The sequence below is a fragment of the Sporosarcina psychrophila genome, from assembly GCF_001590685.1.
GTDB lineage: Bacteria > Bacillota > Bacilli > Bacillales_A > Planococcaceae > Sporosarcina > Sporosarcina psychrophila.
Window position 1 is genome coordinate 323,748 of sequence record NZ_CP014616.1, and the last position, 15,385, is coordinate 339,132.

General features: G+C 42.5%; 26 protein-coding genes. All 26 read left to right on the forward strand.

What is annotated here, in order from left to right; translation table 11 throughout:
- Positions 1-102 precede the first annotated feature (102 nt).
- The 26 genes from AZE41_RS01405 (at position 103) to rpmD (ending at position 15,368) form a co-directional block, all read left to right on the forward strand.
- Positions 103-351 carry a ribosomal L7Ae/L30e/S12e/Gadd45 family protein gene (locus tag AZE41_RS01405; protein ID WP_067204727.1) on the forward strand — a complete coding sequence of 83 codons (249 nt, stop codon included), beginning with the start codon at positions 103-105 and terminating at the stop codon, positions 349-351.
- Between the two features lie 102 nt (positions 352-453).
- Positions 454-876, forward strand: coding sequence for a 30S ribosomal protein S12 (gene rpsL / locus AZE41_RS01410; RefSeq protein ID WP_067204730.1), 423 nt, complete (start codon positions 454-456; stop codon positions 874-876).
- A gap of 68 nt (positions 877-944) precedes the next feature.
- Entirely contained in the window at positions 945-1,415 is a 471-nt protein-coding gene (gene rpsG, locus AZE41_RS01415) for a 30S ribosomal protein S7 (RefSeq protein ID WP_067204733.1), read from the forward strand.
- Between the two features lie 50 nt (positions 1,416-1,465).
- Complete coding sequence (fusA, locus tag AZE41_RS01420; RefSeq protein ID WP_067204735.1) at positions 1,466-3,544, forward strand: elongation factor G; 2,079 nt, start codon at positions 1,466-1,468, stop codon at positions 3,542-3,544.
- A 129-nt stretch (positions 3,545-3,673) separates the two neighbouring features.
- Positions 3,674-4,861 (forward strand): elongation factor Tu, encoded by a 1,188-nt coding sequence (tuf, locus tag AZE41_RS01425; RefSeq protein ID WP_067204738.1) that lies wholly within the window; start codon positions 3,674-3,676, stop codon positions 4,859-4,861.
- A 220-nt stretch (positions 4,862-5,081) separates the two neighbouring features.
- On the forward strand, positions 5,082-6,401 hold the full coding sequence (locus tag AZE41_RS01430; protein ID WP_067204741.1) for a Na+/H+ antiporter family protein: 1,320 nt from the start codon (positions 5,082-5,084) through the stop codon (positions 6,399-6,401).
- A 254-nt stretch (positions 6,402-6,655) separates the two neighbouring features.
- The gene (gene rpsJ, locus AZE41_RS01435; RefSeq protein ID WP_067204744.1) at positions 6,656-6,964 is read left to right on the forward strand and encodes a 30S ribosomal protein S10; all 309 of its coding nucleotides are present in this window, start codon (positions 6,656-6,658) and stop codon (positions 6,962-6,964) included.
- Positions 6,965-7,007: 43 nt separating this feature from the next.
- Positions 7,008-7,637: a 50S ribosomal protein L3 gene (gene rplC / locus AZE41_RS01440; RefSeq protein WP_067204747.1), complete on the forward strand. Its 630-nt coding sequence runs from the start codon at positions 7,008-7,010 to the stop codon at positions 7,635-7,637.
- 25 nt (positions 7,638-7,662) lie between these two features.
- Positions 7,663-8,286 (forward strand): 50S ribosomal protein L4, encoded by a 624-nt coding sequence (gene rplD, locus AZE41_RS01445; RefSeq protein WP_067204749.1) that lies wholly within the window; start codon positions 7,663-7,665, stop codon positions 8,284-8,286.
- Positions 8,286-8,570: a 50S ribosomal protein L23 gene (rplW, locus tag AZE41_RS01450; RefSeq protein ID WP_067204752.1), complete on the forward strand. Its 285-nt coding sequence runs from the start codon at positions 8,286-8,288 to the stop codon at positions 8,568-8,570. The genes rplD and rplW overlap by 1 nt, the downstream gene beginning before the upstream one ends.
- Before the next feature lie 46 nt (positions 8,571-8,616).
- Positions 8,617-9,447 (forward strand): 50S ribosomal protein L2, encoded by an 831-nt coding sequence (gene rplB, locus AZE41_RS01455; protein ID WP_067204755.1) that lies wholly within the window; start codon positions 8,617-8,619, stop codon positions 9,445-9,447.
- Positions 9,448-9,507: 60 nt separating this feature from the next.
- Positions 9,508-9,786 carry a 30S ribosomal protein S19 gene (rpsS, locus tag AZE41_RS01460; RefSeq protein WP_067204757.1) on the forward strand — a complete coding sequence of 93 codons (279 nt, stop codon included), beginning with the start codon at positions 9,508-9,510 and terminating at the stop codon, positions 9,784-9,786.
- Positions 9,787-9,805: 19 nt separating this feature from the next.
- Entirely contained in the window at positions 9,806-10,150 is a 345-nt protein-coding gene (rplV, locus tag AZE41_RS01465; protein ID WP_067204760.1) for a 50S ribosomal protein L22, read from the forward strand.
- 3 nt (positions 10,151-10,153) lie between these two features.
- On the forward strand, positions 10,154-10,816 hold the full coding sequence (rpsC, locus tag AZE41_RS01470; protein WP_067204763.1) for a 30S ribosomal protein S3: 663 nt from the start codon (positions 10,154-10,156) through the stop codon (positions 10,814-10,816).
- Position 10,817: 1 nt separating this feature from the next.
- Positions 10,818-11,252, forward strand: a complete 435-nt coding sequence (gene rplP, locus AZE41_RS01475) for a 50S ribosomal protein L16 (RefSeq protein ID WP_067204766.1) — start codon at positions 10,818-10,820, stop codon at positions 11,250-11,252.
- Positions 11,242-11,442, forward strand: a complete 201-nt coding sequence (gene rpmC / locus AZE41_RS01480) for a 50S ribosomal protein L29 (RefSeq protein ID WP_025783856.1) — start codon at positions 11,242-11,244, stop codon at positions 11,440-11,442. The genes rplP and rpmC overlap by 11 nt, the downstream gene beginning before the upstream one ends.
- Positions 11,443-11,459: 17 nt before the next feature.
- Positions 11,460-11,726: a 30S ribosomal protein S17 gene (gene rpsQ, locus AZE41_RS01485; protein WP_067204770.1), complete on the forward strand. Its 267-nt coding sequence runs from the start codon at positions 11,460-11,462 to the stop codon at positions 11,724-11,726.
- Positions 11,727-11,766: 40 nt separating this feature from the next.
- Positions 11,767-12,135 carry a 50S ribosomal protein L14 gene (gene rplN / locus AZE41_RS01490; RefSeq protein ID WP_067204773.1) on the forward strand — a complete coding sequence of 123 codons (369 nt, stop codon included), beginning with the start codon at positions 11,767-11,769 and terminating at the stop codon, positions 12,133-12,135.
- Positions 12,136-12,171: 36 nt separating this feature from the next.
- Complete coding sequence (gene rplX, locus AZE41_RS01495) at positions 12,172-12,483, forward strand: 50S ribosomal protein L24 (RefSeq protein ID WP_067204776.1); 312 nt, start codon at positions 12,172-12,174, stop codon at positions 12,481-12,483.
- Positions 12,484-12,509: 26 nt separating this feature from the next.
- Positions 12,510-13,049 carry a 50S ribosomal protein L5 gene (gene rplE / locus AZE41_RS01500; protein WP_067204779.1) on the forward strand — a complete coding sequence of 180 codons (540 nt, stop codon included), beginning with the start codon at positions 12,510-12,512 and terminating at the stop codon, positions 13,047-13,049.
- A 19-nt stretch (positions 13,050-13,068) separates the two neighbouring features.
- Positions 13,069-13,254 carry a type Z 30S ribosomal protein S14 gene (locus tag AZE41_RS01505; protein WP_067204781.1) on the forward strand — a complete coding sequence of 62 codons (186 nt, stop codon included), beginning with the start codon at positions 13,069-13,071 and terminating at the stop codon, positions 13,252-13,254.
- Positions 13,255-13,284: 30 nt separating this feature from the next.
- Positions 13,285-13,683, forward strand: coding sequence for a 30S ribosomal protein S8 (gene rpsH / locus AZE41_RS01510; protein ID WP_067204783.1), 399 nt, complete (start codon positions 13,285-13,287; stop codon positions 13,681-13,683).
- A gap of 30 nt (positions 13,684-13,713) precedes the next feature.
- Positions 13,714-14,253: a 50S ribosomal protein L6 gene (gene rplF / locus AZE41_RS01515; RefSeq protein WP_067204786.1), complete on the forward strand. Its 540-nt coding sequence runs from the start codon at positions 13,714-13,716 to the stop codon at positions 14,251-14,253.
- 33 nt (positions 14,254-14,286) lie between these two features.
- The gene (gene rplR / locus AZE41_RS01520) at positions 14,287-14,649 is read left to right on the forward strand and encodes a 50S ribosomal protein L18 (RefSeq protein ID WP_067204790.1); all 363 of its coding nucleotides are present in this window, start codon (positions 14,287-14,289) and stop codon (positions 14,647-14,649) included.
- 22 nt (positions 14,650-14,671) lie between these two features.
- The gene (gene rpsE, locus AZE41_RS01525) at positions 14,672-15,172 is read left to right on the forward strand and encodes a 30S ribosomal protein S5 (protein WP_067204791.1); all 501 of its coding nucleotides are present in this window, start codon (positions 14,672-14,674) and stop codon (positions 15,170-15,172) included.
- Positions 15,173-15,185: 13 nt separating this feature from the next.
- Positions 15,186-15,368, forward strand: a complete 183-nt coding sequence (gene rpmD / locus AZE41_RS01530; protein WP_067204794.1) for a 50S ribosomal protein L30 — start codon at positions 15,186-15,188, stop codon at positions 15,366-15,368.
- Positions 15,369-15,385: the final 17 nt, after the last annotated feature.

Sequence of the window (15,385 nt, forward strand, 5' to 3'; positions counted from 1 at the left end):
GTAACTCCCCCGACTTTTCGTTTATGTGTTGACAGTTTACCTTACAGGTGATAAAATACAAAAGGTTGATAGTTGGATGTCTGTACTTTGGAGGATATGGAAATGTCTTATGAAAAAGTCGAGCAGGCAAAGAAGACAATCATTGGTACAAAGCAGGCAGTGAAAGCAATCCGTGCAGGGATAGTGATAGAGATTATTATTGCGCAGGATGCAGAAGAACGGATTATTGCTCCAGTAATGGAGGAAGCCAAACTTCGTGACATTCAAGTGACGTATGTTGATTCGAGAGATAAACTCGGAAATGCATGTGGCATTCAAGTCGGTGCAGCTGTGGTTGCGATTACTGATTAATAGTTTTTGTGCATTGAAGCACAAAGACTTTGTTTTTACCCCAAAAATGAACCACCTGGATGTGTGGTCTTACAAAAAGAAGTTCGAAAGGAGGAAAAACCGATGCCTACAATTAATCAATTGGTCCGTAAACCACGTAAATCAAAAGTGACGGGATCTAAATCACCAGCACTCGGAAAAAGCTATAACAGCTTCAAAAAGTCAATGACAAACGTAAACTCACCACAAAAAAGAGGTGTTTGTACGCGTGTTGGCACAATGACACCGAAAAAGCCAAACTCGGCTCTTCGTAAATATGCACGTGTACGCTTGACTAACCAATTGGAAGTCAATGCATACATCCCTGGTGAAGGCCACAACCTTCAAGAACACAGTGTTGTTCTACTTCGCGGAGGACGCGTAAAAGACTTACCAGGTGTTCGTTACCACATCGTTCGTGGAGCACTTGATACAGCTGGTGTAACTGGCCGTATGCAAAGCCGTTCTATGTACGGAGCTAAAAAACCTAAAGTTAAAAAAAGCTAATTAAAATAATCATGATTGATGGTTATTTAAGCGAAATCGCTTAAAAACCTTGAAAGGAGGAATACAACATGCCACGTAAAGGCCCTGTTGCAAAACGTGACGTACTTCCGGATCCGATTTACAATTCGAAGCTCGTTTCACGTCTTATTAATAAAATGATGGTTGACGGTAAAAAAGGTACATCTCAAAAAATCCTCTATGGTGCGTTCGAGCTTGTGAAAGAACGTTCTGGAAAAGATCCACTTGAAGTATTCGAAGCGGCACTTACTAATGTAATGCCAGTTCTTGAAGTTAAAGCACGCCGTGTAGGTGGAGCAAACTATCAAGTACCAGTTGAAGTACGTCCTGATCGCCGTACAACTCTTGGACTTCGTTACCTTGTTAACTACTCACGCACACGCGGAGAAAAAACAATGGAAGAACGTCTTGCGAATGAAATCCTTGATGCTTCTAACAACACTGGTGCTTCTGTGAAACGCCGTGAAGAAATGCACAAAATGGCTGATGCTAACAAAGCATTCGCTCACTATCGCTGGTAAGATTCAGCGATTCATTACTACTCTAATCCGAGACGGAAGGAGATCATATCATGGCTAGAAAATTCTCCTTAGAGAATACACGTAACATTGGTATCATGGCTCACATCGATGCTGGTAAAACAACAACGACTGAGCGGATCCTTTATTATACTGGTAAAATCCACAAAATCGGGGAAACGCACGAAGGTGCATCTCAAATGGACTGGATGGAGCAGGAGCAAGAACGCGGAATTACAATCACTTCAGCTGCTACAACTGCTGAGTGGAAAGACCACCGCGTAAACATCATTGATACTCCAGGTCACGTAGACTTCACTGTTGAAGTTGAACGTTCACTTCGTGTTCTTGATGGAGCTGTAACGGTACTTGATGCTCAATCGGGCGTTGAACCGCAAACAGAAACAGTATGGCGTCAAGCGACTAACTACGGCGTACCACGCCTAGTTTTCGTAAACAAAATGGACAAAACTGGTGCTGATTTCCTTTATTCAGTAGGTACACTTGTAGACCGTCTTGGAGCAAACGCTCATCCAATTCAATTGCCGATTGGTGCAGAAGATACTTTTGCAGCAATTATCGATTTAGTTGAAATGAAAGCAGTTTTCTATGAAGATGATACAGGTTTAAATGCTGAAACAAGAGAAATCCCAGAAGAATATCGTGAGCAAGCAGAAGAATACCGTGAAAAGTTAATTGAAGCGGTTGCTGAATTCGATGAAGCTCTTATGAACAAATTCTTGGATGAAGATGAAATTACAAACGCAGAAATCAAACAAGCGATTCGTAAAGCGACATTGGCTGTTGAGTTCTATCCGGTTGTATGCGGAACTGCTTTCAAAAACAAAGGTGTACAACTTGTTCTTGATGCTGTTATCGACTACCTTCCATCACCACTTGACATCCCACCTATGAAAGGTACAGATCCTGATACTGATGAAGAAATCGAGCGTCACTCAGACGACAGCGAGCCTTTCTCAGCACTTGCATTCAAAGTTATGACGGATCCTTATGTAGGTAAACTGACATTCTTCCGTGTGTATTCTGGAGTTCTTCAATCAGGATCATACGTACAAAACTCTTCAAAAGGTAAGCGTGAACGCGTAGGACGTATTCTACAAATGCATGCGAACTCTCGTGAAGAAATTTCTGAAGTACATTCAGGAGAAATTGCTGCTGCAGTTGGACTTAAAGATACAGGAACTGGCGACACACTTTGTGAGGCTGGTGCACTGATCATTCTTGAGTCAATGGACTTCCCGGAACCAGTAATTTCACTTTCTGTTGAACCGAAAACAAAAGCCGACCAAGATAAAATGGGTATGGCTCTTGCTAAGCTTCAAGAGGAAGACCCGACATTCCGCGCACATACAGACCAAGAAACTGGAGAAGTAATCATTGCTGGTATGGGTGAGTTGCATCTTGACGTTCTTGTAGACCGTATGCGCCGTGAATTCAACGTTGAAGCTAACGTCGGAGCTCCGCAAGTATCTTATCGTGAAACATTCCGCGCTTCGGCGGAAGTTGAAGGTAAGTTCGTGCGTCAATCCGGTGGACGTGGACAGTTTGGTCACGTTTGGATTGAATTCTCTCCTAACGAAGAAGGAAAAGGATTCGAATTCATTAACAACGTTGTCGGGGGATCAGTTCCACGTGAATATATTCCTGCAGTAGAAGCGGGTATCCGTGATTCACTTAATAATGGTGTAATCGCTGGTTATCCTTTGATCGACATTAAAGCCCGTCTATTCGACGGTTCTTATCATGATGTCGACTCAAACGAAATGGCATTTAAAATCGCTGCATCTATGGCGTTGAAAAATGCTGTATCAAAAGTTAACCCAGTTCTACTTGAACCAATGATGAAAGTAGAAGTTCAAATTCCTGAAGAATACATGGGCGATATCATGGGCGATGTTACATCACGCCGTGGCCGTGTAGAAGGTATGGACGCTCGTGGTAATTCACAAGTAGTTCGTGCAATGGTTCCACTTGCTAATATGTTTGGTTATGCAACATCTCTACGTTCTAACACACAAGGACGCGGAAACTTCTCAATGTCATTCGATCACTATGAAGAAGTGCCGAAATCAGTTGCAGAAGAAATTGTTAAGAAAAACAAAGGCGAATAATTTTTATTTTAGCCTGCTATCCATTAAATTAATGAATAGATAGATATGGGATGTTAGAGGGGGCCCCCTTTAGCACCTATATCTATATAAAAACAAAAAAACTTTTATATTTCGAGGAGGATTTCCATAATGGGAAAAGAAAAATTCGACCGCTCCAAGCAGCATGCTAACGTTGGTACAATCGGTCACGTCGACCATGGTAAAACTACACTAACTGCAGCAATCGCAACAGTTCTAGCAAAAAGACTAGGTGGAACAGCAGCATCTTATGCTGACGTTGATAACGCACCTGAAGAAAAAGAACGCGGTATTACAATCAATACTTCACACGTTGAGTATGAAACTGCAACTCGTCACTACGCACACGTTGACTGCCCAGGTCACGCCGATTACGTTAAAAACATGATCACTGGTGCAGCACAAATGGACGGCGGAATCCTAGTTGTTTCTGCAGCTGACGGCCCTATGCCACAAACACGTGAGCACATCTTGCTTTCACGTCAAGTAGGTGTTCCACATCTAGTTGTCTTCATGAACAAATGTGACATGGTTGATGACGAAGAGCTTCTTGAGCTTGTTGAAATGGAAATTCGCGACCTTCTTTCTGAATATGACTTCCCTGGCGATGACATTCCTGTCATTAAAGGTTCTGCTCTTAAAGCGCTTGAAGGCGACGAAGGCTATGAAGATAAAATTATGGAACTTATGGCTGCTGTTGACGAGTATATCCCAACACCACCACGTGATACTGAAAAACCATTCATGATGCCTGTTGAGGACGTATTCTCAATCACAGGACGTGGAACTGTTGCTACTGGTCGCGTTGAGCGTGGAGTAGTTAAAATCGGTGATGTTGTTGATATCATCGGTATCGTTGAAGAACCAAAAGCTACTACTGTAACAGGTGTAGAAATGTTCCGTAAACTTCTTGATTATGCAGAAGCTGGCGACAACATTGGTGCACTACTTCGTGGGGTATCACGTGATGACATCCAACGTGGGCAAGTTCTTGCTAAACCAGGAACTATCGTTCCACACACGAAATTTACATCTGAAGTTTATGTTCTTTCAAAAGAAGAGGGTGGACGTCATACTCCATTCTTCTCTAACTACCGTCCACAGTTCTACTTCCGTACAACTGACGTAACTGGTGTTATCGAACTTCCTGAAGGCGTAGAAATGGTTATGCCTGGAGATAACATTGAAATGACAATCGATTTGATTGCTCCAATCGCTCTTGAAGAAGGTACGAAGTTCTCTATCCGCGAAGGTGGACGTACTGTAGGCGCTGGCGTTGTAGCAACAATCCTTAAATAATTATTTCTTAAAACCGCCCTTTGTGGCGGTTTTTTTGTTGCCTAGGAAACTATAAAATCTCGTTAAATGGACAAGCTACAACATAAGGATTACTCATTGAAGATCCTGACTCTGATGCTGCGCTAAAAATTCATTGACAGAAGAAATATCCTCTGCTATCTTAATAACTATGCTTCATCACTTTAGCTGGATAAAGAAACAAATCATAGGGGGAATACAAATGAATGCAGTTATTATCGCCATAGTCGTTATGTTGGCTTTAAGTTTATTACGGGTGAACGTTGTATTAGCCCTAGTTGTAGGAGCGATTGTGGGAGGATTTACAGGAGGCTTATCAGTTGATGAAACGATTGTCTCGTTTACTGGTGGTCTAGGTGAAGGAGCAACAATTGCCCTTAGTTATGCATTACTTGGTGGATTCGCGGTAGCTATATCGAAGACTGGCATTCCTCAATTGCTTGTTGAAGCTATGTTGCGGATTGTGAAGAAAGAGGGGGAGCCTGATCGTACAGCACTAGGAAAAGTATTGATTGTCTTAATGCTTCTAGCGATGGCCATATTCTCGCAAAATCTTATTCCAATCCATATTGCATTTATTCCTTTATTGGTGCCACCGATTATACATGTCTTAAATATGTTGAAAATAGATCGTCGTCTCATTGCATCTGTTCTGACATTCGGGTTAACAGCACCATATATCTTGCTTCCATATGGATACGGTTTCATCTTCCATGAAATTCTTGCTAAGCAAATGGCGGCAGCAGGTATGGCGATTGATATGGCGGACATACCGAAAGCGATGGCACTTCCTGTTCTTGGTCTGTTCGTAGGACTGCTAATTGCTATTTTCTTCTCTTATCGCAAGCCGAGAGAGTATGAGGACAAGCAGTTAAAAATCACTGAAGAAGTGGTGGTTGTTAAAACACGTAATATCATCTTTACAGTACTAGCACTTATTGGCACACTTGCTGTACAGATACCAACACAGTCTATGATTGCAGGTGCGGTGACTGGGATTGCGATTCTGTATATTACGGGAGCACTTAAGTGGAAAGATGCTGATGGTTTAATCAATGAAGGAATGCGTATGATGGCATTCGTAGGATTTGTCATGATTACAGCAAATGGATTTGCTGCTGTGCTTCAAGAGACAGGAGATATTGTTAAGTTGGTGGAATACTCGAGCACTGCTCTAGGGGATAATAAGGGGATGGCAGCATTCGCTATGTTACTTGTCGGGTTAATCGTTACAATGGGTATTGGCTCATCATTTGCGACAATCCCAATTATTGCATCGATTTTCGTGCCGCTTAGTATGGCGTTTGGATTCAGTCCGTTAGCCATCATTGCACTTGTTGGTACAGCAGCGGCACTCGGTGATGCTGGTTCGCCTGCATCTGACTCTACGCTTGGGCCAACTGCGGGACTTGATGTCGATGGACAACATAATCATATATGGGATACATGTGTACCGACATTCATTCACTACAACATTCCGTTGTTGTTGTTTGGTTGGGTAACAGTCATGCTCTTTAATTAAGTAGTCAATAGTCCGAGTTAGTACTCTCGGACTTGCAATGAGTGAGAGAAAGAATTATAATAATAAAGTTGAGAAAAGAATTTCGCCAAGGCACTTGCGTTATTCTTTTTTTATGTGTATAATATTGAATGTTGGTCTTTGACTGCGATGAAGCGAGAGGTTGCCGACACACCAGGCCGCTTTGCCATGGCATGTGTGTGGGAAATTTTCGTGGAGAATGTCTATAACAAAATAGGCGCAAGGGAGGGAAAATAATGGCAAAACAAAAGATTCGTATTCGTTTAAAAGCATATGATCATAGAATTCTTGATCAATCAGCTGAAAAGATCGTAGAAACAGCAAAACGTTCGGGTGCTAGTGTATCGGGTCCGATTCCACTACCGACTGAAAGAACTGTCTACACGATTCTTCGTGCGGTGCATAAATACAAAGATTCGCGCGAGCAGTTCGAAATGCGTACTCACAAACGTCTAATCGATATCGTTAATCCGACACCACAAACTGTCGATGCTTTAATGAAACTCGATTTACCATCAGGCGTTGACATTGAAATTAAACTTTAATCGATACTAAATAAAGCACACATTAATTCAGGAGGTGGACTAAATGACCAAAGGAATCTTGGGAAGAAAACTCGGTATGACGCAAATTTTTGCTGAAAACGGAGATCTTATCCCGGTAACAGTGATTGAGGCTGGACAAAACGTTGTTCTTCAAAAGAAGACTACGGAAACAGACGGCTACGAATCAATCCAAATCGGATTTGAAGATAAACGCGAAAAGCTTGCTAACAAACCTGAAAAAGGGCACGTTGCAAAAGCTGATACTGCACCTAAGCGCTTCATTCGCGAATTCCGCGAATTAGACGTTAGTGGCTACGAAGTTGGTCAAGAAGTCAAAGTTGATACTTTTGCTGAAGGCGATATCGTCGACATCACAGGTACATCAAAAGGTAAAGGGTTCCAGGGTGTTATCAAGCGTCACGGATATTCACGCGGACCTATGACCCACGGATCACGTCATCACCGCGCACCAGGTTCAATCGGATCTGTTGACGCTCAACGTGTATTCAAAGGTAAAAAAATGCCAGGTCGTATGGGTGGCAAAACAGTAACAGTTCAAAACCTTGAAATTATACGAGTTGATCTTGAACGCAACTTGCTACTAGTTAAAGGTAACGTTCCTGGAGCACGCAAATCACTTTTACAAGTGCGCAGCGCTATCAAAGGAAACTGACTACTAAAGAAAGGAGGAAACAGGAATGCCTAAAGTATCCGTATTAAATCAGGCAGGAACTTCTGTCGGAGACATCGAACTAAATGAAGCAATCTTTGGTATCGTACCAAACGAATCTGTTTTATTCGAAGCATTGGTTCAACAACGTGCTTCATTGCGTCAAGGGAATCATAAAGTAAAAAGTCGCGGCGAAGTTGCTGGTGGAGGACGTAAACCATGGCGTCAAAAAGGTACAGGTCGTGCCCGTCAAGGTTCAATCCGATCACCACAATGGCGTGGAGGTGGTATCGTATTCGGTCCATCACCAAGAAGCTATAGCTACAAATTACCGAAGAAAGTCCGCAGATTGGCTCTTCTTTCAGCTCTTTCTACGAAAGTTCGTGAAGAAGATGTAATCGTTCTTGAAGGACTAACATTCAATGCACCAAAAACAAAAGATTTTATTAAAGTACTTGCTGATCTTTCGATTAACAGAAAAGCGTTGATCGTAACAGCTGACTTAGATGAAACTTTGGCTTTGTCTGCACGTAACATCCCTGGAATCAGTGTCGTAACAGCGACAGGTATTAACGTACTTGATCTTATCGGTCACGATAAACTTGTTATGACTAAAGCAGCAGTTCAAAAAATAGAGGAGGTGCTAGGTTAATGGAAGCACGTGATATTATAAAACGTCCGGTCATTACCGAGCGTACTTCTGAACAAATGGAATTCAAAAAGTACACTTTTGAAGTTGACACGCGCGCTAATAAATCATTTATTAAGCAAGCTATCGAAGAAGTTTTCGGTGTTAAAGTTGAAAAAGTGAACGTACAGAATTACAAAGGTAAACTTAAGCGTATGGGCAAGCATTCTGGTTATACGAACAGACGCCGTAAAGCGATTGTTACACTAACTGCTGACTCAAAAGACATCGAACTTTTCGAAGTCTAAGTTAAACAACTAATAGATATCTAATTATATGAAGGAGGGAACACAAATGGCGATTAAGAAATACAAACCTACCTCCAACGGACGCCGTAACATGACTACATCCGATTTTGCTGAGATTACTGCTGACAAACCGGAAAAATCATTGCTTGCACCGCTTAAGCGGAAAGGCGGCCGTAACAACACTGGTAGGATTACTGTTCGTCACCATGGTGGAGGCCACAAGCGCCAATACCGTGTCATCGATTTCCAACGCCGGAAAGATGGCATACCAGGACGCGTTGCTACGATCGAATACGATCCAAACCGTTCAGCTAACATTGCTCTAATCAATTACGTAGACGGAGAGAAACGTTACATTCTCGCTCCAAAAGGTCTTGTAGTTGGAGCAACTATTATGTCAGGCCCGGAATCAGATATCAAAGTGGGTAATTCACTTCCACTAGAAAACATTCCAATGGGTACTACAATTCATAACATCGAAATGAAACCAGGTAAAGGTGGACAACTAGTACGTTCAGCAGGAACTTCTGCACAACTACTTGGCCGTGAAGATAAGTATGTTATTGTACGTCTTCAATCTGGAGAAGTTCGCATGATTCTTGCTGTATGCCGCGCGACAATTGGTCAAGTTGGTAATGAGCAACATGAACTAATCAACATTGGTAAAGCAGGACGTTCACGTTGGATGGGTAAACGCCCAACAGTTCGTGGTTCTGTCATGAACCCTAACGATCACCCACACGGTGGTGGTGAAGGTAAAACTGGTATCGGTATGAAGTCTCCAGTAACTCCATGGGGTAAACCGACACTTGGTTATAAAACACGTAAGAAAAACAACAAATCCGACAAGCTTATTGTACGTCGTCGTAAGAAGTAATAGTAATGCACTGCGGTTCAATGATTGGACCGTAGTACAAACACGGAGGGAGGTTCCGACATGGGCCGCAGCTTGAAAAAAGGACCATTTGTAGACGATCATCTAATGAAGAAGGTCGAAGCACAAAGTGGATCTGAGAAAAAACAGGTTATCAAAACATGGTCACGCCGTTCAACAATCTTCCCGACATTCATCGGAATGACAATTGCTGTATATGACGGACGTAAACACGTTCCCGTCTATGTAACTGAAGATATGGTTGGTCACAAACTTGGTGAATTTGCACCTACGCGCACATACAGAGGTCATGGCGCCGACGATAAGAAAACAAGACGTTAATTGAGAGGAGGTTATTCTGATGCAACAAGCAAAAGCTACTGCCCGCACAGTCCGTATTGCCTCTCGTAAAGTCCGTTTGGTCGTTGATCTTATCCGAGGCAAAAAAGTCGGTGAAGCTATCGCGATTCTACGCCTGACGCCAAAAGCGGCTTCTCCGGTTGTAGAAAAAGTTTTGAAATCAGCGATTGCAAATGCTGAACATAACTATGAAATGGATGTCGAAAACCTATTTATCAGCGAAGTATTCGTTGATGAAGGTCCGACTATGAAACGTTTCCGACCACGCGCACAAGGACGTGCGAGCGCAATTAATAAACGTACGAGCCACATCACATTAGTGGTATCTGAAAAGAAGGAGGGATAATTCGTGGGTCAAAAAGTACATCCTAACGGTTTACGGGTCGGTATCATCCGTGACTGGGAGTCTAAATGGTACGCAGAAAAAGACTATGCGACTCTCTTGCACGAAGATTTGAAAATCCGTGAGTTCATCGAAAAACGTCTTGTAGAAGCTTCTGTTTCTAAAGTTGAAATTGAACGTGCTGCAAAGCGTGTTAACATCAGCATCCACACTGCTAAACCAGGAATGGTTATTGGTAAAGGTGGTACTGAGGTCGAAACACTTCGTAAAATGTTGAACGACATCACTGGTAAACGCGTTCACATCAACATCATTGAAATTAAACGTGCGGATCTTGACGCTAAACTAGTTGCAGAGTCAATTGCTCGTCAACTAGAAACTCGCGTATCATACCGTCGTGCACAAAAACAAGCAATCCAACGCACAATGCGTTCTGGCGCTAAAGGAATTAAAACACAAGTTTCTGGACGTCTTGGCGGTGCTGACATCGCTCGGTCGGAACATTATAGTGAAGGTACTGTCCCTCTCCATACATTACGTGCAGATATTGATTATGCACATGCTGAAGCAGACACAACGTTTGGTAAGCTTGGCGTTAAAGTATGGATTTATCGTGGAGAAGTCCTTCCAGTGAAGAAACAGAAGAACTCTGAGGAAGGAGGCAACTAATATGTTAATGCCTAAACGAGTTAAATATCGTCGTGTATTCCGTGGTAAAATGCGTGGTACTACAAAAGGCGGAGCAACAGTTCAATTCGGAGAATACGGTCTACAAGCTCTTGATTCGGCATGGATTACAAACCGCCAAATCGAAGCAGCACGTATTTCAATGACACGTTACATGAAACGTGGCGGTAAAGTATGGATCAACATCTTCCCGCACAAACCATATACAAAGAAGCCTCTTGAAGTACGGATGGGTTCAGGTAAAGGTGCTGTAGAAGGCTGGGTAGCAGTTGTTAAACCTGGTCGTATTATGTTCGAAATAGCAGGTGTATCGGAAGAAGTTGCGCGTGAAGCGCTTCGCCTGGCATCTCACAAACTTCCTATTAAAACTAAGTTTGTAAAACGTGAAGAAATCGGTGGTGAATCTAATGAAAGCTAATGAAATCCGTGACTTAACAACTGCAGAGATTGAGCAAAAGGTGAAATCACTGAAAGAAGAGCTTTTCAACCTTCGCTTCCAACTTGCGACAGGTCAATTAGAAAACACTGCACGCATCCGAGAAGTTCGTAAATCGATTGCGCGCATGAAGACAGTTATACGTCAAAGAGAAATCAGTGCAAATAACTGATGAAGGAGGTTGCAGCCATGACTGAGGAGCGTAACCAGCGCAAAGTATATACAGGCCGCGTTGTATCCGACAAAATGGATAAAACAGTTACTGTTATGATCGAAACGCAAAAGAAACATTCTAAATACGGTAAACGTGTTAAGTATTCTAAGAAATTCAAGGCCCACGATGAGCTGAACGAAGCTAAAATCGGAGATGTTGTTCGTATAATGGAAACTCGTCCATTGTCAGCAACAAAACGTTTCCGTCTACTTGAAGTAGTCGAAACAGCGGTCATCATTTAATTAACGTTCGGGTATATAAATCCGGGAGGAGGTAGCCTCAATGATCCAACAGGAAAGTCGTATGAAAGTCGCCGACAACTCAGGCGCTCGTGAAGTACTTACAATTAAGGTATTAGGCGGTTCAGGCCGTAAAGTAGCAAACATCGGTGATGTAGTCGTTGTAACGGTGAAAAAAGCAACACCAGGTGGCGTTGTTAAAAAAGGTGAAGTTGTCAAGGCTGTTATCGTTCGCACGAAGAGCGGAGTACGCCGTAAAGACGGTTCATATATTACATTTGATGAAAATGCTTGTGTTATTATCCGTGACGACAAGAGCCCACGTGGAACTCGTATTTTCGGACCAGTTGCTCGCGAACTTCGTGACAGCAACTTCATGAAAATTATTTCACTTGCTCCTGAAGTTCTTTAATCACATGATAGTGCCAAATCAAGGAGGTGCGACAGAATGAATGTTAAAAAAGGCGATAAAGTTATGGTCATCACAGGTAAAGACAAAGGTAAAACCGGTGTGATCCTAGTTGCTTTCCCTAAAAAGGATCGTGTGCTTGTTGAAGGTGTTAACATCGTCAAGAAACATACGAAACCTAACCAGGAAAATCCTCAAGGTGGAATCATCAGCCAAGAGGCAGCTATCCATGTATCAAACGTCATGGTGATCGATCCTAAGACAGGCGAGCCTACTCGTGTAGGATACAAGATCGAAAATGGCAAAAAAGTTCGTGTTGCTAAAAAATCCGGAGAATTGCTGGATAACTAAGTAACGGATGAAAGGAGGTCCAACAGATGAGCCGTTTAAAAGAAAAGTTTAAAAGCGAAATCACTCCTGCTCTTATGAGCAAGTTTGAATATACATCAGTTATGCAAGTACCAAAAGTCGACAAAATCGTCATTAACATGGGTGTTGGTGATGCTGTTCAAAACACGAAAGCACTAGATGCGGCAGTGGAAGACTTAACAATTATTTCAGGTCAAAAACCTGTTGTCACAAAAGCAAAGAAATCAATCGCGGGATTCCGTCTTCGTGAAGGTATGCCTATTGGAACGAAAGTTACACTACGCGGTGAGCGTATGTATGAATTCCTAGACAAACTGATTGCTGTTTCGTTGCCTCGTGTACGTGACTTCCGTGGTGTTTCTAAAAAAGCATTCGACGGTCGCGGTAACTATACGCTTGGCGTAAAAGAGCAACTAATTTTCCCGGAAATTGATTATGATAAAGTTTCTAAAATACGCGGTATGGATATCGTCATCGTTACGACTGCAAACTCGGACGAAGAAGCACATGAGTTACTAACGCAGTTCGGCATGCCGTTCCAAAAGTAAATAAGAGGGAGGCGTAAACGTGGCTAAAAAATCAATGATTGCTAAACAAAAACGCACACCAAAATTCGCGGTACAAGCATACACACGCTGTGAGCGTTGTGGTCGTCCGCATTCGGTATATCGTAAGTTCAAGCTTTGCCGTATTTGTTTCCGCGAGTTAGCATATAAGGGACAAATTCCTGGCGTCAAAAAAGCCAGCTGGTAAACCCCTAAATTTGGGAAGGAGGTAAATGTAATGACAATGAGTGATCCGATCGCAGACATGCTTACACGCATTCGTAACGCCAATATGGTTCGTCACGAAAAGCTTGAAGTACCTGCTTCAAACATGAAAAAAGAAATCGCAGAAATCTTGAAACGTGAAGGTTTCGTACGTGATGTTGAATATGTCGAGGATAGCAAACAAGGTATCATCCGCATTTTCCTTAAGTACGGTCAAAATAACGAACGTGTTATTACTGGTCTTAAACGTATTTCAAAACCTGGTCTTCGTGTTTATGCTAAAACTAGCGAAGTTCCTAAAGTTTTGAACGGTCTTGGTATAGCCCTCGTTTCTACATCAAATGGCGTACTTACAGACAAAGAAGCACGCGCTAAACAAGTAGGCGGAGAAGTAGTAGCTTACGTCTGGTAATTCGTAACAAATGAATGGAGGTGCACTTGAATGTCCCGTATTGGCAAAAAGCCGATTGAGGTACCTGAAAACGTGACTGTTACTATCGCAGAAGGTAACTTCGTTACAGTTAAAGGTCCTAAAGGCGAACTTACAAACACATTTAACTCGGATATTAAAATTGAACAGGAGAACAACGTGATCACTTTGATCCGTCCTTCTGAATCCAAAGAACACCGTTCTATTCATGGAACGACACGTTCACTTATCAATAACATGGTGGTTGGCGTTTCAGAAGGTTTCGAACGCAAACTTGAACTAGTTGGTGTTGGTTACCGTGCTTCACTTCAAGGTTCGAAATTAGTGTTGAACATTGGTTTCTCTCACCCAGTTGAATTTACACCTGAAGAAGGAATTGAAGTTGAAGTTCCTGCTAACACTAAAATTACTGTTCGTGGTATCAACAAAGAACGCGTTGGTGCTCTTGCATCGAACATCAGAAAAGTACGCCCACCAGAGCCGTATAAAGGCAAAGGGATTCGCTACGAAGGAGAAGTTGTCCGTCGTAAAGAAGGTAAAACTGGTAAATAATGCCGCTTAAGGCATCTGGAAGGAGTGATCACGATGATTACGAAAAAAGACAAGAATGCTACTCGTAAGAAACGTCATGCACGCGTACGTCGTAAAATCAGCGGGACTGCAGCTCGTCCACGCCTAAACGTATTCCGTTCAAACAAGCATATCTATGCTCAGTTGATTGATGACGTGAATGCAGTAACGATTGTAAGTGCTTCTTCAATGGAAAAAGATTTCGGATCTGAATCCAAAGCAGACACTGCAGCAGCAGTAAAAGTCGGCGAGATGATCGCAAAGAAAGCTGTTGAAAAGGACGTTAAGTCAGTAGTATTTGACCGTGGCGGATACCTATTTCACGGCCGTGTGAAAGCTCTTGCAGACTCAGCACGTGAAAACGGTCTGGAATTTTAATTAAGAAGGAGGTATACATTTCATGCGTCGTAATGATCAGAATAAAAGCGAATTCGAAGAACGCGTAGTTACCATTAACCGCGTAGCGAAAGTTGTGAAAGGCGGACGTCGTTTCCGTTTCACTGCTCTCGTAGTTGTCGGAGATAAAAATGGCCGTGTCGGTTTTGGTACTGGTAAAGCACAAGAAGTTCCAGATGCAATCCGTAAAGCTATCGAAGATGCGAAGAAGAATTTAATCGTTGTACCAATGGTTAAAGGAACTACTCCGCACCTAGTGCTTGGACATTTTGGAGCAGGTAAAATCCTTATCAAACCAGCAGCTCCAGGTACTGGAGTTATCGCAGGCGGACCTGTCCGTGCGGTACTAGAACTTGCAGGCATCACGGATATCCTTTCGAAATCACTTGGTTCAAGCACACCAATTAACATGGTCCGTGCGACATTCGAAGGATTATCGAATTTGAAACGCGCTGAAGATGTTGCTAAATTGCGCGGTAAATCCTTGAAAGAACTGTATAGTTAAGGGGGGAAATGCAATGGCGAACAAACTTGAAGTCACCCTTACAAAAAGTGTAATCGGCTCGAAGCCAGCACAGCGTAAAACTGTGGAGGCGCTTGGACTACGTAAATTACACCAAATGGTCGAACATCAAGATAATGTTGCAATTCGTGGCATGATCAACAAAGTAGACCACCTAGTAACAGTTAAAGAACTATAATTACGATTTTTTGAATA